Source organism: Bacillus sp. ISL-41 (assembly GCF_018613235.1).
Classification (GTDB): Bacteria; Bacillota; Bacilli; order Bacillales; family Cytobacillaceae; genus Mesobacillus.
In genome coordinates this window covers 1-20,445 of record NZ_JAGGQP010000041.1, presented here as the reverse complement: position 1 = coordinate 20,445, position 20,445 = coordinate 1, and the positions used below count along the sequence as shown (strand labels likewise).

The window sequence follows — 20,445 nt, the reverse complement described above, 5'->3', positions numbered from 1 at the left end:
CGGGTGAAATCTAATTCAGCTCCGCAACCCACTCATCCTCTGCAGCAGAAATTAGTCTTCGATATTGATTCCCATGCTGCGTGCAGTACCTTCAACCATGCGCATTGCTGCTTCAACGCTAGCTGCGTTAAGGTCAGGCATTTTCTGTTCAGCAATCTCACGTACTTTCTCACGCTTGACTGTCGCTACTTTATTACGGTTTGGTTCACCAGAACCAGACTGGATTCCAGCTGCTACCTTCAAAAGAACTGCAGCAGGAGGAGTTTTCGTAATAAATGTAAATGAACGGTCTTCAAAAACCGTGATTTCAACCGGAATGATTAGTCCAGCTTGATCAGCTGTACGAGCGTTAAACTCCTTACAGAATCCCATGATATTAACACCGGCTTGACCTAGTGCAGGTCCAACTGGTGGTGCCGGATTGGCTTTACCAGCAGGGATTTGCAATTTAACCATCTTAATTACTTTTTTAGCCACGAGACACACCTCCTTAAAGTCCGTGATTTGGTAATAGGGGATTTTCCCCTCCCACTCATTTTAAAAGTCTTTATATGAAATAAAGAACTTGACATATATCTGTCAATCGTCCAAGACATACTGACCTATGAAATATTAACACTTTTTAAAGTTGATTTCAAGCTATTTCAAATTATAATTTTTCAATCTGCGAAAATTCAAGTTCAACCGGAGTATCGCGGCCAAACATATTGACAAGAACCTTAAGCTTCGCCTTGTCTTTATCGATCTCTTCAATCGTGCCTGTGAAGTTGGCAAACGGCCCTTCGCTGACCTGGACAGTTTCACCTAGTTCAAAATTGATATCTACCTTCTTCTCCGCCATACCCATACGTTTGAGAATGAATGTTGCTTCTTCAGGCAATAACGGAGTTGGTTTTGAACCTGCACCAGCAGAGCCTACGAATCCAGTTACACCCGGAGTATTGCGGACAACATACCAGGAATCATCTGTCATGACCAATTCTACCAGGACATAACCAGGGAAAGTCTTTCTCTTGACAACTTTCTTTTTACCATTTTTGAAATCTGTTTCTTCTTCTTCAGGTACGATCACCCGGAAAATCTTATCTTGCATGCCCATTGTTTCAACGCGCTTTTCAAGATTCGTCTTGACCTTGTTCTCGTAGCCTGAGTAAGTATGCACTACATACCAATTCTTTTCCATCATCGAGGACTAATTCGTCCGTCCCTCCCCATTTCCAGACGCCCGGGCGTTACCGTCATGTGTAAACTGCAGCCCCGGCATTGAATGCGAATTTTTTCAAGCAAATAAAAAACCCGTTATCCGGGCTTTTAAACTTGTCCTGCGTTTATATTTTCCATTATACCATGAGTGCGTAGTGGTTATTCAAGAATTAAGCGAATCAATTCAGAAATACCAAGGTCTAACACTGCGAAGAATAGAGCAGCAAAAGCGACTGTAGACAGAACCGTAATCGTGTAGCGAGTCAGTTCTTTGCGTCTAGGCCAGCTGACCTTCCTCATTTCACGTCCAACTTCACTGAAAAAATTAGTGATGCGCTGCATTTTGTAACCTCCAACTTATCGGAATTCCATATGATGATCTATCTGAAAACCTTATTTCGTTTCCTTATGAACTGTATGGGCACCGCAGTTGCTGCAGTACTTTTTCAGCTCCAGCCGTTCTGTTTGCGTTTGCTTGTTGCTCGGTGTGGAATAATTGCGGGAACCGCATTCCTGACAAGCAAGAGTCACTTTGTTGTTCATTGACACTTACACCCGCTTCAACAGGCTGATTCCAATCTGATACCATGAAACCGCCATCTATTATATCTTTAAAAAGATACCACGGCTGATAGCTTGTGTCAATAATAGAAAAGCGCAAGCGCCTTGTTCAGCCCCGACAAGCGTTGGAGGGCCTGACAGTGAAGTCGCTCTTTGACTTCATTGGCAGGACCGAAATCGAAATGTATAGCCGACTGCCCAGAAACGCAGGAACTGGAGACTCCGACAAAGAAGCGCTTTTTGCTTCTGCCGGCGGAGTTGAAGGTTCGGAGTTTCTAGGAGGCGACACTAGACAAACGTCTCGAGCTGCTCAAAGCTAACGCTTCTCGCAAGATACTCCCAGAAGCCTATTCGGGGATGAAAACTGGCTAGGCGCTGGAGCTGGCCAACTATCCAAATGAAAAGTTTATAATTTCTGACACAAAATAAAAGTCAGTTTTGCGGCTATTTTTTGGCAATTCAACCTACACTGACAGCTCTCTTAGTTCAAGATACCTCTCGAGTTTCCGCTTCACGCGCTGAAGCGCATTATCGATTGACTTGACATGGCGATTCAGCTCTTCAGAAATTTCCTGATAGGATTGTCCGTCCAAATATAAGGCGAGCACTTTTCGTTCAAGGTCACTCAGCAGCTCAGACATTTTCACTTCAATCTGGTCAAACTCTTCCTGATTAATAAATAATTCTTCGGGGTCCATCACTTTGGCTCCGGATAAAACATCCATCAGTGTCCTGTCCGATTCTTCATCATAAATCGGCTTGTCCAGGGAAACATAGGAGTTAAGCGGGATGTGTTTTTGCCTTGTGGCCGTCTTGATGGCCGTAATGATCTGACGGGTAATGCATAGTTCTGCAAATGCTTTGAATGATGTTAGCTTGTCCTCTCGGAAATCACGGATCGCTTTATATAAGCCGATCATTCCTTCCTGCACGATGTCCTCTTTATCTGCTCCAATTAGGAAATATGAACGCGCCTTCGCCCGAACAAAATTCCTGTATTTATGAATCAGAAAATCAAGTGCATCACTTTCTCCTCTGTGCACTGCTTCTACAATTTCTTCATCTTGCAGCAACAAATAAGCGTCATTTAAACGATTCCCGATGTCAGTACTCATTTCGATCCCCCCGCCCGCACATACAGTTAGAAATATTATACAGCAGGCGTTTTTATGGCGTCAACAGGTCATTGCTCCCCTCTGCGCCATTTTTCAAAAATTTCTGCCACTTCTTTTGTAAGCGGAATCTTGGCACTTGGCTTTTTTTCCTGGATCACTTTCACGCTTTTTTCTATTTTTTTACTAATTAAATTTGTTTCGTTAAGCAGCTCCCTTGCTGATTTCCTTAATGCTCCCTGTCCAAAAATGGCCCATTGCTCGGTGTAGTCAGAGGTGGCTACATGAATCTGCGTTTTACGGTTGCTGAGGTCGATCGCCAGCCTTTCAATCCGTTCATCCGCCGTTTCATTTTCTTTTGTAAAAATTACTTCCACATTATAATTCTTATATTTCTTTTGTGTTCCTGATACAAAATGGGCGTCAAAAACAATGATGACGCGATAGCCGGTATACGCCTGGTACTCTGCCATGATTTCCACCAGCCGGTCCCTCGCGGCAGAAAGTTCTCTCTTCTTCAAGCTGACCAGCTCCGGCCATGCGCCGATGATGTTGTAGCCGTCAACAAGCAGGATATCCATTCCTATTCCCCTAGCGGTTGTCGTTTACGGTGGACTTCATACATCAGGAGTGCCGCGGCCACTGATGCATTCAACGAAGTTACATGTCCAACCATCGGAAGACTTAAAAGAAAGTCACATTTGTCCCTGATCAGCCTTCCCATGCCTTTTCCCTCGCTGCCGATCACCAGGCCAAGAGGCAATGTTCCATCCATTTGGCGAAAATCCTGTTTTGCCGAAGCGTCAGTGCCCGCTATCCAGACACCGCGTTCTTTCAATTCATCGATGGTCTGGGCCATATTCGTGACTCTCGCAACCGGGATATATTCGATTGCGCCTGTAGATAATTTCGCTACTGTCGCTGTCAGCCCAACCGCTCGCCTCTTGGGAATGATGATCCCGTGTGCTCCCGATGCATCAGCTGTCCTCATAATGGAGCCTAGATTGTGGGGATCCTCAATTTCATCGAGAAGCAAGAAGAAAGGAGCTTCGTTCTTCTTTTCTGCTAAAGCAAACAAATCATCGATCTCCGCATATTCATAGGCTGCAACCTGGGCGATGACACCCTGGTGATTGCCATCGGCCAGCTGATCGATTTTCTTTTTCGGGACGAATTGGACGATGACATTGGCTTCCTTCGCCATTCCGATTACCTGCTGCATCTGTCCGCTCTGGGAGCCTTCAGCAATCAGGATTTTATTGATGTCACGTTCTGACTTAAGCGCTTCGATTACCGGATTCTTGCCAATGATATAATCCTGGTTTTCATTTTGTTCCCGAAGTTGATCCGATTTTTGTCCATATTTCTGGTCACGTCTTGGTTCGTGTTTACGGTCGCGTCTTGCTTCATGTTTTCGGTCCTGTCTTGCTTCATGTTTCTGATCCTGGCCTTTCGCCGGCCTGTTCTTTGGCTTTTCATCCTGTCTTTCCGCCTGGTTCCGTGCTGGTTTCCGCTTATTGTCATCAACTGATTTTGGCCTGCTGTTCCGGCTCTGTTTATGTTGCTGTTTCTGGCTCATCTGGAATCTTTCCTCCCATCTATTCTTCAGCGAGTGCAAATACTGTGGTAATCAGTTCCTCTATCCGTTTCTCATTACCTGCCAGATACAAATAACCGATCAGTGCCTCAAAGGCTGTGCTGTAACGGTATGTTTGGACATCGGTGTTTTTCGGGACAGATCCTGACTTCGCATTCCGGCCCCTTTTTACAATCGTAATCTCCGCTTCGGATAGCATGTCCAGCTCCATCAGCTTATGAAGGTATTTCGCCTGCGATTTCGCCGACACATAAGCGGTTGCTTCTTTATGCAGCTTGTTTGGCCGGACCTTGCCGCTTTGCAGCAGGTGATGCCGGACATACAGTTCATAAACGGCATCACCCATATAAGCAAGCGCAAGGCTATTCAACTGTTTTTCATCTATTTTTTGTTCGTAATGCAGCATCATTTAGCCTCTTTTCCATCTGATGCCCTGAGGAGTGTCCTCGATGATAATGTTCATTTCCTTCAACTGGTCACGGATTTCATCGGCAAGCTGGAAGTTCCTTTCCTTGCGGGCCTGCGTTCTTTTTTCAATCAGCGCCTCGATCTCCTCATCAAGCAGCTCTTCATCCTTCAGTGACAGGCCAAGGACAGCGAACAATGTTTCGAATTCATCCATGAATGCTTTGATAACTTCCTCGGAAGTATTTTTCTCCATCAAGTACAGATTAGAAAGCTTAGAAAGTTCAAACAAGGTTGATACACCGTTTGCAGTATTGAAGTCATCATCCATATCCTTAATGAACTGCTCGCGAAGCCCAGCGATTTTACCCAGCCATTCCTGGTTGTTATCGGTTAGATTCGCACTCGCTCCCATGCGGTGCTTCAGATTTTGGTAAGATGTCTTCAGGCGTTCGAAAGCAGCCTGTGTCTTTTCAAGCAGCTCCTGGCTGTAGTTGATTGGATTCCGGTAATGGACAGAAATCATGAAAAATCTTAATATCTGTGGATCAACCTGCTTAATAATGTCATGAACCGTGACAAAATTGCCAAGTGACTTGGACATCTTTTCATTATCAATATTGATATATCCATTATGCATCCAGTAGCGGGCAAACGTCTTTCCTGTTAATGCCTCTGACTGGGCGATTTCATTTTCATGATGCGGGAATGCCAAGTCCTGGCCTCCTGCATGGATATCGATCGTATCTCCAAGGTATTCGCGGGCCATCGCCGAGCACTCAATATGCCAGCCTGGACGGCCTTTGCCCCAAGGACTATCCCAGGAAATTTCGCCTTCTTTAGCCGATTTCCAAAGTACAAAGTCGAGCGCATCCTGTTTCTTTTCCCCAACCTGTATCCTCGCACCAACCTTCAGCTCTTCAATGGATTGATGTGAAAGCTTGCCGTATTCTTTAAATTCCCTCGTGCGGTAGTACACATCTCCGCTTGATTCATAGGCAAAGCCTTTTTCAATCAATGCGCTGATAAAGTCGATAATCAAATCCATTGTTTCCGTTACCCTTGGGTGAGCATCGGCTGTTTTGCAGCCAAGTGCATGGACATCCTCAAAATAAGCGTCGATGAATCGTTGAGCGATTGTCGGTACGTCTTCCCCAAGTTCATTCGCTGCTTTGATCAGTTTGTCATCGACATCGGTGAAGTTCGAAACATACTGTACATCATAGCCGCGGAACTCAAGATAGCGGCGGACCGTATCGAAAACAATGGCCGGACGGGCATTTCCAATGTGAATATAGTTATAGACGGTAGGACCGCAAACATACATTTTCACTTTTCCCTCTTCTAAAGGGATAAACTCTTCCTTGTTCCGAGTGAGTGTATTATAAATTTTAATTCCCATTTTCCATGCCCCTTCCTTGCTTCGCAACTTCCAATTCTTCTTGTAATCTGACTAAATCAAGTTCTTTTTTCAATTTAACCAATTCCATTTCAATTTCCATGCATCGATCTGCTACCGGATCCGGCAAGTCGCGATGATTGAAATCCTTCTTGACCCTGACGCCGTCCTGGATGACGATTTTGCCGGGAATGCCCACAACCGTGGAGTTCGGCGGCACATCCTTCAGGACAACGGATCCAGCGCCCACTTTAGAATTCTCCCCAATCGTGATCGAACCTAAAACCTTAGCGCCGGTCGCAATCAGAGCATTGTCGTTAACAGTCGGGTGGCGTTTGCCCTTTTCCTTGCCTGTACCGCCCAGGGTCACTCCCTGGAATACGGTCACATTATCCCCGATCTCACACGTTTCACCAATGACGACCCCCATTCCATGGTCGATGAAAAAACGTCTGCCAATCTTGGCTCCCGGATGGATTTCTACCCCCGTGAAAAAACGGCTGATCTGCGAAATGGCCCTTGCGATAAAATAAAACTTCCGCTTATAGAAAGCATGCGCCAAACGATGGGACCATATCGCATGCAGGCCTGCGTATGTCAAAACCACTTCCAGCACACTCCTGGCAGAAGGATCCTGATCAAAAACAACATCTATGTCTTCCTTCATCATCTTAAACATGGTGAAATCCTCCTTCTTTTAAAATTTATTATAGTTTTTGCTCATTAGTGAGCACCTTCAAAGCCGACATCTGGTTATAGCCTTACTAATTTGTATTTTGTGACCCTAACCATGCGGCTTCTGCTTTTTTGGACACATGTTTATGGTTTATGTGACCGTAATCTTGCTGGGCCGGCTTTTTCGGGCACATATTTCTCGTTTATGTGACCCTATAGTGGCTTTGCCTCATTTTTAAGGTCATTCCAGCTTTCCCGCTAGTCCACCAATATAAAAAAGCGCCCCTGTCGTATACGACAGAGACGCTTGGTATGCGCGGTTCCACTCTGTTTAGGCCGCCTTTGAACAGGCAATAGCCTCAACTTTAACCTGTTAACGGGAGGACCCGCCCGGTACTACTCAGGCAATTTGCCTTTTTGCACAGGGACTCCGAGGCGCATTTCAAAAAACGAGAGGCCTGAACCACTTTCAGCCGGTGATGGTTCTCTCTATTAAGCGTCATTTTCCTACTTTTCCTCTTCAACACTTTGGTTATATAGAATTACTCTTACTATATTACATTTTTGAATTTCTGTTAACTAAAACAGCTTAGAAAAGTTATTAGCCCAAAAGCTTCTGGACTCTTTCTTTTACTTTTTCTTTGCCGATCAGTTCCATTGCAAGCATAAGGTCCGGTCCATGGGTCTGGCCTGTCGCAGCCGCTCGGATTGGCATGAAAAGCTTCTGCCCTTTATGGCCGGTTCCTTTTTGTACTGCCTTGACCGCTGCCTTGATTGAATCCGCCTTGAACTCTTCAAGCTTATCGATCTCCGCAAGGAATGCATTCAGCACTTCTGGAACCTGCTCGCCTGCAAGGACCTCTTTTGCTTCTTCATCATAGTTTACCTCATCGCGGAAGAATAAATCAGACATCTCGACGATTTCTGCTCCGAAGCTCATCTTATCATGATATAGAGAAATGAGGCCGCGAACCCAGGCATCTTCTTCCTCTGTACGGTTCTCGCTGACTTTTCCAGCCTTGATGAGGTGTGGCAGCGCCAGCTCGACAACACGGTCCAGATCAGCCTTTTTCATATATTGATTGTTCATCCATGCAAGCTTCTGCTGGTCAAATAACGCAGGAGATTTTGAAAGTCTTGCCGGATCAAAAATCTCGATGAATTCGTTCTTAGAGTAAATCTCCTCTTCACCTGCTGGTGACCACCCAAGCAGCGTGATGAAGTTGAACAATGCTTCTGGCAAATAACCAAGCTCTTCATACTGCTCAATAAACTGGATGATCGATTCGTCACGCTTGCTCAGCTTCTTGCGGCTTTCATTGACGATTAATGTCATATGGCCAAACACCGGAGGCTCCCAGCCAAGCGCTTCATAAATCACAAGCTGCTTCGGCGTATTGGAAATGTGGTCATCCCCGCGAAGTACGTGGGAAATCTTCATCAAATGGTCATCTATGACAACTGCATAGTTATAGGTTGGCGTGCCGTCTTTCTTGACGATGACATAGTCACCCATCCCGTCTGATTCAAAGCTGACATCGCCTTTTACCATATCATCGAACTTCAGGATCTTGCCTGCAGGCACCTTGAAGCGAAGGCTCGGCTGGCGTCCTTCTTTTTCAAACTGCTCCTTCTGTTCAGCTGTAAGGTTGCGGCAGCGGCCGGAATACTGAGGAGTCTCATTGCGTGCAGACTGCTCCTCGCGCTCCGCTTCCAGCTCTTCCTCTGTGCAGTAGCACTTATAGGCATGGCCTTTTTCGAGAAGCTCCTGATTGTATTTTTCATATATGTGGTTACGCTCTGACTGGCGGTATGGCCCATATTCGCCGCCAACATCGACGCTCTCATCCCAGTCGATTCCAAGCCATTTAAGATACTTCAGCTGGCTTTGCTCCCCGCCTTCGATATTGCGCTTTTTATCTGTATCTTCAATGCGGATGATGAACTTTCCGCCTCTGTTCCGTGCGAATAGATAGTTGAATAATGCTGTACGGGCATTCCCGATATGTAAATGTCCAGTCGGGCTCGGCGCGTAACGCACCCGGATATCTGATGACATAGTGAATCCTCCTCTAATATAGCTGTCCATTATTGTATCATTATAGATATATAAAGCGGAAGTAGCACCGAATTATTTATCCGCCTGCTTCAACAAAACTGTTGCCTGTGATGCGATACCTTCTCCTCTTCCCGGAAAGCCGAGCTTTTCAGTCGTTGTTGCCTTGACGTTCACCTGATCAGGGGTGCCTTCCAATAATCCTGCAATCCTTTCGCGCATCGCTTCGATATGCGGTGCCATTTTAGGCTGCTGTGCGATAATCGTGCAGTCTATGTTTACAAGCTCGTACCCTTTACCTTTAACAATCTTCCAAACATGTTCAAGCAATTTGGCTGAATCAGCGTCCTTGAATTCAGGATCAGTATCCGGGAAATGTCTGCCGATGTCTCCTTCGCCGATGGCTCCAAGACATGCATCAGCCACCGTATGTAAAAGCACGTCAGCATCCGAGTGGCCAAGAAGCCCCTTTTCATAAGGAATCGTGATTCCGCCAATGATCAGCGGCCTGCCCTCCGTCAATTGATGTACATCGAAACCTTGTCCTATACGAAACATAATGAATAACTCCTTTTAAAATTAGGCTGTTTATATATTCTCTCAAACACTGGATTCTTTTCGCTTACGCAGAATCGCTTCGGCAAAATATAAATCTTCTGGTGTTGTCAGCTTAATATTATCATAGTCCCCTTCGATGATGCTGACACGATGCGGGATCCGTTCGACAAGGCTTGATTCATCTGTACCGATGAATAGCTCTCTCATTGCCTTGTTATGGGCCTCAAGCAATACGGAAGCGCGGAAAGCCTGGGGGGTCTGGACTGCCCATAAGCTGGAACGCTCGACTGTTTCGGCTACCATGCTGTTTTCCGCTTTCTTAATGGTATCTTTAACAGGAACAGCCACGATTGCCCCGCCATCCTTGCTTGCGGCCTCTACAAGTTTGTGGATTATTTCTGTTTTTATGAATGGGCGGGCAGCATCATGGACGAGCACGATTCCATCCAGGGAGTGGACCGCCCTCAACCCGTTATACACACTGTCCTGGCGTTCCTTTCCTCCAGCGACCAGTGAAGACACCTTATGTATACCATACTCTTTCAATAAAGACTTGAACTGTTGCTCATCACTCGGGCTTATGGCGAGTATGATGCCATTGCATTCAGCATCTGCTTCAAACACCCTTAATGTATGGATCAGGATCGGGACGCCTTCCAAAGTGAGCAGCAGCTTATTTTTCCCTGCTCCCATCCTCTTTCCCTGACCTGCGGCCGGAATTATAACCTGATAAGGCATGATGAAAACTCCAATCCTTTTATCTGCTCATTCCTTGATAAAAAAACAAATTTCTAATACCACTTTAACATATAAACGGGCAGTTGAGGCCCTGCTTCACGCCTTCAATGAATCAATGAAGGAAGCGGGAATCAACTGCCCATAAAGGCTTGGTCCATCGAGGGATGGATCAACTGATTATACTTTTTTCCAACTGCTTCGGCTTTGCGAAAATCATCCTGCCAGCTGATGTTTGCAGCACACTTGTTACAAGAACATCGATACGCTTTCCGATATAATCGCGGCCTTCCTCGACGACGATCATGGTGCCGTCATCCAGGTATGCAATGCCCTGATTATGTTCCTTGCCATCCTTGATGACCTGGATGCTCAATTCCTCTCCAGGAAGGACAACTGGTTTCACCGCATTTGCAAGGTCATTGATATTCAGCACAGCAACCTTCTGCAATTCACATACTTTGTTCAGATTGAAATCGTTCGTGACGACAACGCCGTTTGTCAGCTTCGCCAGCTTCACAAGCTTGCTGTCGACTTCCTGGATATCGTCAAAATCACCTTCATAAATTTCAACCTTAATCTTAAGTTCCTTTTGAATACGGTTAAGGATGTCCAACCCGCGGCGTCCGCGATTGCGCTTCAACACATCGGATGAATCAGCGATATGCTGTAACTCTTCCAGGACAAACTGCGGTATGACAATGGTGCCTTCAAGAAACCCTGTCTGGCAGATATCAGCAACCCTGCCATCAATAATCACACTTGTGTCGAGAATCTTCCACTCTCTTGCACGGCCTTCTTTTTCCACTTCTTCTTCAGTGCCCTTTTTCTTTGACCTTGAAAATAAACCAAGCAATTCATCTCGCTTTTTGAATCCGACCTGGAATCCAAGATAACCAAATAAAAGTGTCAGCAGAGTCGGCGCCACTGTATTCACAACAGGAACCTGGATTGCATTAAGGGCAAATCCTACTAAAAATGCCACCAGCAACCCAAAGAAAAGGCCTACACTCCCGAACAGGACATCTGTTATTGGTGCCTTGATCAGCGACTCTTCAGCCCACTTCACAAAATTGGTCACAGGATCTACGGCCCAAAAAGTAAGAAGATAAAAAATAAGTGCGCCTAAAACAGCAGTAACATAAGGATTATTGATGAGAGTCATGTCTCCCGCGTTCATTAATGCTAATAAATCAGGAATTAAGAATATACCAAGCGTTCCCCCAATGATCAGGAAGCAGGCTTGAATGATACGTCTTAACATCCTTTCACCTCCTTTTAATCATTATAAACAACTTCCAAATTTTGAAACCCTAGTAATCAAACATTTTCTTAAAATAAAGACTCAAATGATTATACGATTTAACCACGGTAAAGGTTACGTAATTTGTACAATTATTATTGTAATACAGCAAGATTGCCATAATCCCTATAGGAGTAAATCTCATCTTTAAAGTAGCACCGGGTCATGTGGGTGTCAATTAAAAGCAGGCCGCCAATGTTTGGGATTACATTTGGCGGTCCGCCATCAGCTGGTCCCTGATGAGTTTAAAGCCTTCTTTAATTTTCCGGGCTCTTACTTCGCCGATTCCCTCTACATCATCCAGTTCTTCAACGGAAGCAGCAATCATATTGGTGAATTTGCCGAAACGTTTGATCAAATTCTCGATAATGATCATCGGCAGCCGCGGAATCTTATTCAGCATTCGGTACCCTCTAGGACAGATGAATTCATCCATATGCACGTATCCCTGATGGCCGAGAAGCTTGAGGATGGTAGAGTCTTCAATGACCCCTGCCTTTGAAAGCTCCTGGAAACGGGCCATCACAACATCAGCCTTTACTTCCGGTTCTGCTGAATAATCTTTGATGACAAGCAGTGCTTCTCTTTCCATTTCAAATAAAAGCTCCTGCATTTGCAGGCGGATCAGCCGGCCTTCCTGCCCGAGTTCACTCAAATAAGTAAAAAGCTCCGTCTTGATCCTCAGCACCATTTCAAAACGATGGATCACCTGCAGCAAATCATTATAGGTGACAAGATCCTCAAATTCGAGAATTCCCAGGTTGGTAATGCTTTGTTCAAGCACCACTTTATACTTTTCCAGCGTCTGGATGGCCTGGTTCGCCTTTGTTAAGATGACGCCGATTTCCTTCAATGCATAGCGAAGGTTTCCCTGGTATAGGGTAATGACATTCCTTCGCTGGGAAATTGCGATGACAAGTGCCCTTGTTTGCCTTGCCACCCGCTCCGCAGTCCTGTGCCTCATCCCTGTCTCAGTCGAGGGTACTCCCGTATCCGGAGCTAACTGGGCGTTGGCGAATAGGATCTTGCTGCCAGTCTCATTTAAAATAATCGCGCCATCCATCTTCGCCAGTTCATAAAGATAGCTGGGACTGAACCTGCAATTGATTTCAAAGCCGCCATCAACCAGGTTTTTAACTTTTTCATTGTACCCAAACACAATCAATCCGCCTGTCTTGGCCCGGAGCACATTATCGATTCCATCCCTTAGAGGTGTACCTGGAGCGATGAATTGAAGGATTTCACCTAACTCTTTTTCCTCAAGCTCTTTATGTTCCAATCCATCAACCTCCCAAGGTGACTTTTAATGCGTGGCTGACAGATGATACCCCGATAAGCTCAACTCCCTGTGGAGGAGTCCATCCGCCAAGATTATTCTCCGGTAAAATAATTCTTTCAAAGCCAAGCTTCGCCGCTTCCTGGACACGCTGTTCAATCCTCGAGACCCTTCTGACTTCCCCAGTCAGCCCGACCTCGCCAATGATACAGTCAGAAGCACGGGTTGGTTTATCCCTGAAGCTAGATGCAATGCTTACTGCCACAGCAAGGTCGATTGCCGGTTCATCCAGCTTCACTCCGCCGGCGACCTTCAAATAAGCATCCTGGTTAGCAAGAAGCAACCCGACACGCTTTTCAAGCACCGCCATCAGCAGCGAAACGCGGTTATGGTCAATTCCGGTAGCCATCCGCCTTGGATTCCCAAAGCTAGTAGGCGAGATCAGCGCCTGGATTTCAACCAGTACAGGCCTCGTTCCTTCCATCGAAGCCACGACTGTTGAACCCGAAGCTCCCTGGGATCTTTCCTCTAAAAATATTTCCGAGGGGTTTGCCACTTCTTCAAGACCTACTTCCTTCATCTCAAAAATACCCATTTCATTCGTCGATCCGAAACGGTTTTTGACAGCCCGAAGAATTCTGTAAGTGTGGTGTCTCTCACCTTCGAAATATAGAACCGTATCAACCATATGCTCCAGCAGTCTTGGTCCGGCGATCGAGCCTTCCTTCGTTACATGGCCAACGATAAAAATCGCAATTCCTTTTGTTTTGGCAATCCTCATTAACTCGGCTGTACATTCTCTTACCTGTGACACGCTTCCCGGAGCAGAGGTCACTTCAGGGTGGAAAATAGTTTGGATAGAGTCGACAATGACAAAATCCGGATTGCTGTTTTCGATTGTCAGGGAGATTTCATGAAGGTTGGTTTCCGAATAAACAAGCAGGTTATCCGATGTTACACCAAGCCGGTCCGCGCGGAGCTTCGTTTGTCTCATCGATTCCTCACCTGAAATATACAGGACGGAATGCGCCTTCTTGGCGAGCTGGTAAGATACCTGAAGCAATAACGTCGATTTGCCGATACCAGGGTCCCCGCCTATCAGCACAAGCGATCCTCTGACTACCCCGCCTCCAAGGACACGGTTCAACTCATTCAAGTCTGTCGTAATCCGCGGCTCACTGATTGTTTCAATACTGGTAATTGGAGTGGCCTTTGCAGCTACACTCGTATTACCCGTATTGGCAAATGCTCCTCTTCTTGCCGATCCAGTGCTTTCCACTTCCTCGACCATCTTATTCCATTGCCCGCATCCCGGACATTTCCCCATCCATTTCGGAGATTCATAGCCACATTCCTGGCACATGAACTTTGTTTTTCTTTTTGCCATTTTCTTAGCCTCTCAATTAAAAAAGTTATTATCTTTATAATAAAGCCAAACAAGTAATAAAAGAAATGATAGCGACTGAAGTGCCTATGTATTTTTTCTTAAAGACTGAATGGAGATTATGCCTTACATTGTCTACTTAAATTATGTTCATATCCAGTTGGTGCAATTCCAAATACTTTTAAGAAAGGTTATATTGTTGGATTTCGAATACCCTGTCTTGCAACGATAAGCTTGAGATATCCAATAAGATTAGGAAAGAGCTTTTAAAAAAAGGGGTACACGTATTTTGTACGTATACCCCTTTTGTTTACATGTTAAGCCATTTTAAGCCTTTGCCGTTCCTTCTGGAGCCTTGACGACGAACTCGCCATTCTCAACGTCTATGACGACATTTTGCCCAGTGAGGACAGTTCCACGCAGCAATTCTTCAGACAGCTGGTCTTCGATATGCTTCTGGATTGCCCTGCGTAACGGACGTGCACCGTATTCCGGATCGTAGCCTTCCTCCGAAATCTTTTCTTTTGCCGCATCTGTCAGCTCTAGTGTGATTTCCTGTTCTTTCAGGCGTTTCACAAGCTGGTCGGACATCAATGTAACGATTTCTTTTAAATGCGGCTTTTCGAGCGCATGGAAGACGATGATTTCATCGATACGGTTAAGGAATTCAGGACGGAACGCTTTTTTCAGCTCCTCCATCACTTTACCCTTCATATCTTTGTAATCCTGTTCTCCATCCTGGATATTGAAGCCGACATATTTATTCCGCTTTAACGCTTCTGCTCCGACATTGGATGTCAGGATCATGATGGTATTGCGGAAGTCGACTGTCCGGCCCTTGGAGTCCGTCAAACGGCCATCCTCGAGTACCTGCAGCAAGATGTTGAACACATCTGGATGCGCTTTTTCAATTTCATCAAGCAGGATGACCGAGTATGGCTTTCTGCGTACCTTCTCAGTCAATTGGCCGCCTTCATCATATCCGACATATCCTGGAGGTGAACCAACAAGACGGGACGTTGAATGCTTTTCCATATACTCTGACATATCGACGCGGATCATCGCATCTTCATCACCGAACATGGATTCTGCCAGGGCTCTCGCCAATTCTGTTTTACCGACACCTGTTGGTCCAAGGAAGATAAATGAACCGATTGGACGTTTAGGGTCCTTTAAGCCTGCACGCGCGCGTCTAACGGCCTTGGAAACTGCTTTAACTGCTTCATCCTGGCCAATGACACGGGAATGAAGGATTTCCTCTAGGTTCAGGAGCTTATCTGTTTCAGTTTGCGCTAGCTTGGAAACAGGGATATTCGTCCAGCTGGACACCACATGGGCGATGTCTTCCACTGTCACTTCACTGTTTTCCTTGCCCTGCTTTTCTTTCCATGACTTTTTCGTATTTTCAAGCTGTTCACGAAGACGCTGTTCTGTATCTCTTAATGAAGCTGCCTTTTCAAACTCCTGACTTTGTACAGAAGCATCCTTCTCCTTGCGCACTTCCTCCAGCTTCACCTCAAGCTCCTTAAGGTTAGGCGGAGTTGTATAGGAGCGCAGGCGAACCTTAGAACCTGCTTCATCAATTAAGTCAATTGCTTTATCCGGAAGGAATCGGTCAGAGATGTAGCGGTCAGATAATTTTACTGCCGCTTCAATTGCCTCATCCGTAATCGATACTCTGTGGTGAGCTTCATAGCGGTCACGAAGCCCTTTTAAAATTTGCACAGACTCTTCCGAAGTTGGCTCATCGACAGTAATCGGCTGGAAGCGTCGTTCTAGCGCAGCATCTTTTTCGATGTATTTACGGTATTCATCCAATGTTGTTGCACCGATACATTGCAGTTCGCCGCGTGCAAGTGACGGCTTCAGGATATTGGAAGCGTCAATCGCGCCCTCAGCTCCGCCGGCACCAATTAATGTATGGAGCTCATCGATGAATAGAATGATATTTCCTGCCTGGCGAATTTCATCCATAACCTTTTTCAGGCGGTCCTCAAATTCACCGCGGTACTTTGTCCCTGCAACAACTGTCCCCATATCAAGAGTCATGACACGCTTGTCACGAAGGATTTCCGGTACCTCGTTATTGACGATTTGCTGTGCCAAGCCTTCAGCAATCGCTGTTTTACCTACACCAGGTTCACCGATCAATACAGGGTTGTTCTTCGTCCGGCGGCTTAACACTTCAATGACGCGCTGGATTTCCTTAGCACGGCCGATGACCGGATCAAGGCTGCCTTCCCTGGCGATTGCTGTTAAGTCCCTTGCAAGGCTGTCAAGTGTCGGCGTATTGGCATTAGCCGTTCCGCCACCCTGATGTCCTGAAGTTTCATTGCTTCCAAGCAGCTGAAGAACCTGCTGGCGCGCCTTGTTCAGGCTGACACCAAGATTGTTCAGTACTCTTGCAGCCACGCCCTCTCCCTCACGGATCAATCCAAGCAGGATATGCTCTGTTCCAACATAGGAGTGGCCCAGCTTCCTTGCCTCATCCATCGAAAGTTCGATGACCTTCTTAGCTCTTGGCGTATAGTGGATTGTCTGGGAAGTTTCCTGGCCACGGCCAATCAGGTTCTCAACTTCCTTCTGGATTTTCTCCGCTCCAAGACCAAGTCCATAAAGCGCCTTTGCCGCAATGCCCTCACCTTCACGCACCAGGCCAAGTAAGATGTGTTCTGTGCCGATATTGTTATGTCCAAGGCGAATGGCCTCTTCCTGTGCGAGTGCCAATACTTTTTGTGCTCTCTCGGTAAATCGTCCAAACATCATAAGATCATCCTCCTGACTCGTCTTTTGTTTCCATTTTCAATCGTTCTCTTATTAAAGCAGCCCTGCGGATATCCCGTTCATTCGGTCTTAATGGACCTCCCGCATATTGCTGTAAAAACCCGGGCTGAGTTAATATCATCAACTCATTCAAAATCGATTTGGATATATTTTGTATAAAACCCATATCTATTCCAAGCCTTAAATCTGATAAGCAGCGGGCAGCTTCCTTCGTTTCGATGATCCTGCTGTTTGCAAGTGTTCCATATGACCGAAACACTCTGTCTTCTAATTGTATGTTCGAAGTCTTCGCTAATGCTTCCCGTGCCGACCTTTCCTGAGATATAATCTGGCTTACGACACTTTTTAAATCGTCTACAATGTCCTCTTCCGATTTTCCGAGCGTAATTTGGTTCGATATTTGAAAAATATTGCCGAGTGCTTCACTGCCCTCGCCGTAAATACCTCTTACCACCAAACCAAGCTGGTTAATCGCCGGGACGATCCGGTTCATTTGCTGTGTCAAAACAAGGCCAGGCAGGTGCATCATCACCGATGCCCTCAGGCCAGTACCCACATTCGTAGGACAGCTGGTTAGATAGCCGAAATTCTCATCAAACGCGTAATTGACATATTCCTCAAGCCAGTCATCGATTTCATTGGCAGCCTTGAGGGCTTCACCTAGCTGGAAGCCTGGGAATAAACATTGAATCCTGATATGGTCTTCCTCATTGATCATGATGCTCACTTCTTCATTTTCAGATAACAGGACGGCACCATGAACGGAGTTTTCTGCCAGATTCGGACTGATCAAATGCTTCTCGACCAGCACCCTTTTCTGCAAAGGCGGAATTTCATCCATTTTAATCATTTCCAACTGACCAAAAGCAGCTGTCGATGTATTGCTGGCACGTTCCATGATCGTACCTGTCACTGCCTCTGCTTCACCATTAGAGAACAATGTCGGAAAATTATACTCGTCAAGGTTCCTTGCAAAGCGGATGCGAGAGCTAAGGACGATATCTGAATCAGGACCATCATCACTCATCCAGGAGCTGACAGCCTGATTGATAAACTTCTCCAATGACAAGGCTACTCCCCTCCCTCTTGACCTGCTGACAATTTCCTCTCAAGTTCCCTGATCTGGTCCCTTGTCTCAGCAGCCTGCTCAAATTCCTCAGCTGAAATCAGGCTTTTCAGAGTTTGCTTCAGCTGATCGATTGTCTTCCTTACATGAAGGTCACCGCCGACTCTTTTAGGGATTTTTCCATTGTGCATGGAATTACCACTATGGAGCCTCCTAACAATCGGGGTTAATTGTTCACGAAAAGCATCATAGCAAGTCGCACAGCCAAATCTGCCGACTTTCACAAACTGCGGAAATGTCATTGAACATTGCGGGCACTGGGCAACTTGCTCAGCGTCAAAGGCATTCTTTTTCTGTTCAGGAAAAGCAGGTTCCATATTCAACAATCCAGCAAGCAAGCTATTGATCGAAAAAGCAGGGCCGTTGTTCATCATAAACAATTCGCCTTTTTCTTGTGCGCATATTTCACACAAGTGCAATTCCGTTTTTTCTCCATTTGAATAATTCGTGAAGTGCAGCGTTGCCGGCCTTTGATTACACTCTTGGCAGATCATGCCCTCACCTCTTTATCTGCTTTGATATTATTTATACTTCAATGCCATCAGCATGGCTTTCAACATTCGCGCACGCAGCTCATCACGCTGCGGCAGCTCTATATACAGGATGGACCTGTCGAGCACACTCAGCATGATCTTTGCCTCACGGTCAGTGACAACATCTTCCTCCACAAGACGGAAGATGACATGCTCAGCACTGCTTTGCGAAATTCGTGTCTGTATCAAAGACAGTAAATCATCAATCAAATGTGCATGATCATAAGCCTGGACTTTGATGATCCGGATGTAGCCGCCGCCACCCCGTTTGCTCTCAACAAGATAGCCTCTTTCAATCGTGAACCTTGTATTGATGACATAATTGATCTGGGACGGCACGCACTGAAATTTATCGGCGATTTCACTTCGCTTGATTTCAACGATGTCCTTATCGCTCATTTCTAAAACCTGCTTAAGGTAATGTTCTATGATGTCCGATATATTCCTCACTAAACCTCCCCCATTCTGACTTTGACTATATTTGACTTTAATTATACAAAAAAATTTTTTTCGATGCAATGAATGCATCCTGAACTATGTTCGTCAAAATTATGTATGCCAAAACATGACAATAAGGGGTGTGTTGGTTATTATACCCATTTTGTAACATGTGGAAACTTGTATCTGGGCACATCGATTAAAAAATGTTCAGAACCAGCTTTTATGCGTGTGAGCCAGTGCCTGATTGGCAATTTATATTTCTGTAGAGCATAAGCATTTTCTTATGAAGAAAGTGCTGGTATATTTTATTTTTCGGGGAACTCACCTGTGCCTGTATAAGTGGGATCCTCTAACTTAATAAATGGCCAAAAAAGATGATGATAGTTAAAAACGTGGATAATCCTAAAGTCAGGATAACCGTCGAAAAACTCCTGGCCATGCCCTTCCAATCTTCCATACCTGCCATCCCTAAAAGCCCTGTTATAAAAGTCAGCAAGGTTACATATAAAAGCAGAACGAATGGTTGTGTGCCTAATATCGTATAATCAATAGGCCCTGTGGAGGAAACTATAAAAAATAGTAAAAGCCAGAGTGTTGAAAAGATGAATGACCAAATATTTAATTGTTTTTTCATTTCATTCCTCCTGTTAGTCTTGCTGTTTAAAAATAGTATTTTTCTAAAAGTAATCTTTGTAGACTTCTTGAAGTAGTTGAAATAAACCAATTTACTGTTGTCCGAATTATACTTTTAAAATTATATAGCTAGATATTCATAATGATTTTAGAGTAACTAGTAAGCGCTCTGATTGTTAAATAAATTCCACAAAAAATGCGTCAATCCTTCTTGGATTAACGCACCAGGAGTTTAGAGAAGATAAGCAACTACTTGTCCAAAGTTGGATCAGGTTGTGACAGCTTTTTATTTTTTCCTATAAACTTGTCTGAAGTTGCCTCATCTTTTGACAGCTTTTTATGCTTTTCATTCAAACCTGTCTGAAGTTGGCTCTTCTTTTGACAGCTTTTCCTGCTTTTCCTTCAAACCTGTCTTAAGTTGGCTCTTCTTTTGACAACTTTTCGTACTTTTCCTTTAAACCTGTCTTAAGTTGGATCATCTTTTGACACCTAATCCTGTTTTTTCTTCAAATCTGTCTAAAATCAATCGCATATAAGCATCCGCTGCGCTATATCCGGCATCTTTCTAAAATCAACACACAAAAAAAGAACAGCCATTATAGCTGTTCTTTTGCGTGCCCGGCGGCGTCCTACTCTCACAGGGGGAAACCCCCAACTACCATCG

The 20,445-nt window shown here is 45.2% G+C and carries 22 protein-coding genes and 1 other annotated feature; of the genes, 1 reads left to right on the top strand and 21 read right to left on the bottom strand.

The window, feature by feature from the left end; all coding sequences use genetic code 11:
- Positions 1-51: 51 nt before the first annotated feature.
- The 4 genes from rplK to rpmG all read right to left on the bottom strand — a co-directional run bounded on the left by rplK (position 52) and on the right by rpmG (position 1,746).
- Positions 52-477: a 50S ribosomal protein L11 gene (gene rplK / locus J7I80_RS19995; RefSeq protein ID WP_142999694.1), complete on the bottom strand. Its 426-nt coding sequence runs from the start codon at positions 475-477 to the stop codon at positions 52-54.
- A gap of 172 nt (positions 478-649) precedes the next feature.
- Entirely contained in the window at positions 650-1,183 is a 534-nt protein-coding gene (gene nusG / locus J7I80_RS19990) for a transcription termination/antitermination protein NusG (RefSeq protein WP_214740703.1), read from the bottom strand.
- Between the two features lie 179 nt (positions 1,184-1,362).
- The gene (secE, locus tag J7I80_RS19985) at positions 1,363-1,545 is read right to left on the bottom strand and encodes a preprotein translocase subunit SecE (protein ID WP_041966537.1); all 183 of its coding nucleotides are present in this window, start codon (positions 1,543-1,545) and stop codon (positions 1,363-1,365) included.
- Positions 1,546-1,596: 51 nt separating this feature from the next.
- Positions 1,597-1,746 (bottom strand): 50S ribosomal protein L33, encoded by a 150-nt coding sequence (gene rpmG, locus J7I80_RS19980; protein ID WP_192472790.1) that lies wholly within the window; start codon positions 1,744-1,746, stop codon positions 1,597-1,599.
- 158 nt (positions 1,747-1,904) lie between these two features.
- Between rpmG and J7I80_RS19975 the strand changes: the two genes are divergently transcribed.
- Positions 1,905-2,084, top strand: a complete 180-nt coding sequence (locus J7I80_RS19975; protein ID WP_214740700.1) for a hypothetical protein — start codon at positions 1,905-1,907, stop codon at positions 2,082-2,084.
- A gap of 144 nt (positions 2,085-2,228) precedes the next feature.
- On the opposite strand, the gene sigH is transcribed toward J7I80_RS19975, so the two are convergent.
- The 17 genes from sigH to J7I80_RS19890 form a co-directional block, all read right to left on the bottom strand.
- A complete protein-coding gene (gene sigH, locus J7I80_RS19970) occupies positions 2,229-2,879 on the bottom strand; it encodes an RNA polymerase sporulation sigma factor SigH (protein ID WP_214740698.1) in 651 nt (216 codons plus the stop codon).
- Between the two features lie 68 nt (positions 2,880-2,947).
- A complete protein-coding gene (locus J7I80_RS19965; RefSeq protein WP_214740696.1) occupies positions 2,948-3,457 on the bottom strand; it encodes an NYN domain-containing protein in 510 nt (169 codons plus the stop codon).
- 2 nt (positions 3,458-3,459) lie between these two features.
- Complete coding sequence (gene rlmB / locus J7I80_RS19960) at positions 3,460-4,188, bottom strand: 23S rRNA (guanosine(2251)-2'-O)-methyltransferase RlmB (RefSeq protein ID WP_214740772.1); 729 nt, start codon at positions 4,186-4,188, stop codon at positions 3,460-3,462.
- A 286-nt stretch (positions 4,189-4,474) separates the two neighbouring features.
- The gene (locus J7I80_RS19955; protein WP_214740695.1) at positions 4,475-4,879 is read right to left on the bottom strand and encodes a Mini-ribonuclease 3; all 405 of its coding nucleotides are present in this window, start codon (positions 4,877-4,879) and stop codon (positions 4,475-4,477) included.
- Between the two features lie 3 nt (positions 4,880-4,882).
- Positions 4,883-6,280, bottom strand: a complete 1,398-nt coding sequence (gene cysS / locus J7I80_RS19950; protein ID WP_214740693.1) for a cysteine--tRNA ligase — start codon at positions 6,278-6,280, stop codon at positions 4,883-4,885.
- Positions 6,270-6,956 (bottom strand): serine O-acetyltransferase, encoded by a 687-nt coding sequence (cysE, locus tag J7I80_RS19945; RefSeq protein ID WP_214740691.1) that lies wholly within the window; start codon positions 6,954-6,956, stop codon positions 6,270-6,272. The genes cysS and cysE overlap by 11 nt, the downstream gene beginning before the upstream one ends.
- A gap of 292 nt (positions 6,957-7,248) precedes the next feature.
- Positions 7,249-7,485 (bottom strand) — a binding site (T-box leader).
- 68 nt (positions 7,486-7,553) lie between these two features.
- A complete protein-coding gene (gene gltX, locus J7I80_RS19940) occupies positions 7,554-9,011 on the bottom strand; it encodes a glutamate--tRNA ligase (RefSeq protein ID WP_214740689.1) in 1,458 nt (485 codons plus the stop codon).
- A 72-nt stretch (positions 9,012-9,083) separates the two neighbouring features.
- Entirely contained in the window at positions 9,084-9,566 is a 483-nt protein-coding gene (gene ispF, locus J7I80_RS19935) for a 2-C-methyl-D-erythritol 2,4-cyclodiphosphate synthase (RefSeq protein WP_214740687.1), read from the bottom strand.
- Between the two features lie 42 nt (positions 9,567-9,608).
- Entirely contained in the window at positions 9,609-10,304 is a 696-nt protein-coding gene (gene ispD / locus J7I80_RS19930) for a 2-C-methyl-D-erythritol 4-phosphate cytidylyltransferase (RefSeq protein WP_214740684.1), read from the bottom strand.
- Between the two features lie 169 nt (positions 10,305-10,473).
- Complete coding sequence (locus J7I80_RS19925; protein ID WP_214740682.1) at positions 10,474-11,565, bottom strand: PIN/TRAM domain-containing protein; 1,092 nt, start codon at positions 11,563-11,565, stop codon at positions 10,474-10,476.
- 244 nt (positions 11,566-11,809) lie between these two features.
- Positions 11,810-12,883, bottom strand: coding sequence for a DNA integrity scanning diadenylate cyclase DisA (gene disA / locus J7I80_RS19920; protein ID WP_214740679.1), 1,074 nt, complete (start codon positions 12,881-12,883; stop codon positions 11,810-11,812).
- 4 nt (positions 12,884-12,887) lie between these two features.
- Positions 12,888-14,267, bottom strand: coding sequence for a DNA repair protein RadA (gene radA, locus J7I80_RS19915; RefSeq protein WP_214740677.1), 1,380 nt, complete (start codon positions 14,265-14,267; stop codon positions 12,888-12,890).
- 324 nt (positions 14,268-14,591) lie between these two features.
- Positions 14,592-17,030: an ATP-dependent protease ATP-binding subunit ClpC gene (gene clpC, locus J7I80_RS19910; protein ID WP_214740676.1), complete on the bottom strand. Its 2,439-nt coding sequence runs from the start codon at positions 17,028-17,030 to the stop codon at positions 14,592-14,594.
- Positions 17,031-17,034: 4 nt separating this feature from the next.
- Positions 17,035-18,117, bottom strand: a complete 1,083-nt coding sequence (gene mcsB / locus J7I80_RS19905; RefSeq protein ID WP_214740674.1) for a protein-arginine kinase McsB — start codon at positions 18,115-18,117, stop codon at positions 17,035-17,037.
- 2 nt (positions 18,118-18,119) lie between these two features.
- Positions 18,120-18,668 carry a protein-arginine kinase activator protein McsA gene (gene mcsA / locus J7I80_RS19900; protein ID WP_214740672.1) on the bottom strand — a complete coding sequence of 183 codons (549 nt, stop codon included), beginning with the start codon at positions 18,666-18,668 and terminating at the stop codon, positions 18,120-18,122.
- Between the two features lie 27 nt (positions 18,669-18,695).
- Positions 18,696-19,157 carry a CtsR family transcriptional regulator gene (locus J7I80_RS19895; RefSeq protein WP_214740670.1) on the bottom strand — a complete coding sequence of 154 codons (462 nt, stop codon included), beginning with the start codon at positions 19,155-19,157 and terminating at the stop codon, positions 18,696-18,698.
- Between the two features lie 340 nt (positions 19,158-19,497).
- The gene (locus J7I80_RS19890) at positions 19,498-19,782 is read right to left on the bottom strand and encodes a hypothetical protein (protein WP_214740669.1); all 285 of its coding nucleotides are present in this window, start codon (positions 19,780-19,782) and stop codon (positions 19,498-19,500) included.
- Positions 19,783-20,445 lie beyond the last annotated feature (663 nt).

What these genes read in the sequence shown, in the direction of transcription:
- nusG (WP_214740703.1), bottom strand. Translation starts at nt 1,183, where the DNA reads ATGGAAAAGAATTGGTATGTAGTGCATACTTACTCAGGCTACGAGAAC.
- secE (WP_041966537.1), bottom strand. Translation starts at nt 1,545, where the DNA reads ATGCAGCGCATCACTAATTTTTTCAGTGAAGTTGGACGTGAAATGAGG.
- rpmG (WP_192472790.1), bottom strand. Translation starts at nt 1,746, where the DNA reads ATGAACAACAAAGTGACTCTTGCTTGTCAGGAATGCGGTTCCCGCAAT.
- sigH (WP_214740698.1), bottom strand. Translation starts at nt 2,879, where the DNA reads ATGAGTACTGACATCGGGAATCGTTTAAATGACGCTTATTTGTTGCTG.
- J7I80_RS19965 (WP_214740696.1), bottom strand. Translation starts at nt 3,457, where the DNA reads ATGGATATCCTGCTTGTTGACGGCTACAACATCATCGGCGCATGGCCG.
- J7I80_RS19955 (WP_214740695.1), bottom strand. Translation starts at nt 4,879, where the DNA reads ATGCTGCATTACGAACAAAAAATAGATGAAAAACAGTTGAATAGCCTT.
- cysS (WP_214740693.1), bottom strand. Translation starts at nt 6,280, where the DNA reads ATGGGAATTAAAATTTATAATACACTCACTCGGAACAAGGAAGAGTTT.
- cysE (WP_214740691.1), bottom strand. Translation starts at nt 6,956, where the DNA reads ATGTTTAAGATGATGAAGGAAGACATAGATGTTGTTTTTGATCAGGAT.
- gltX (WP_214740689.1), bottom strand. Translation starts at nt 9,011, where the DNA reads ATGTCATCAGATATCCGGGTGCGTTACGCGCCGAGCCCGACTGGACAT.
- ispF (WP_214740687.1), bottom strand. Translation starts at nt 9,566, where the DNA reads ATGTTTCGTATAGGACAAGGTTTCGATGTACATCAATTGACGGAGGGC.
- ispD (WP_214740684.1), bottom strand. Translation starts at nt 10,304, where the DNA reads ATGCCTTATCAGGTTATAATTCCGGCCGCAGGTCAGGGAAAGAGGATG.
- J7I80_RS19925 (WP_214740682.1), bottom strand. Translation starts at nt 11,565, where the DNA reads ATGTTAAGACGTATCATTCAAGCCTGCTTCCTGATCATTGGGGGAACG.
- radA (WP_214740677.1), bottom strand. Translation starts at nt 14,267, where the DNA reads ATGGCAAAAAGAAAAACAAAGTTCATGTGCCAGGAATGTGGCTATGAA.
- clpC (WP_214740676.1), bottom strand. Translation starts at nt 17,030, where the DNA reads ATGATGTTTGGACGATTTACCGAGAGAGCACAAAAAGTATTGGCACTC.
- mcsA (WP_214740672.1), bottom strand. Translation starts at nt 18,668, where the DNA reads ATGATCTGCCAAGAGTGTAATCAAAGGCCGGCAACGCTGCACTTCACG.
- J7I80_RS19890 (WP_214740669.1), bottom strand. Translation starts at nt 19,782, where the DNA reads ATGAAAAAACAATTAAATATTTGGTCATTCATCTTTTCAACACTCTGG.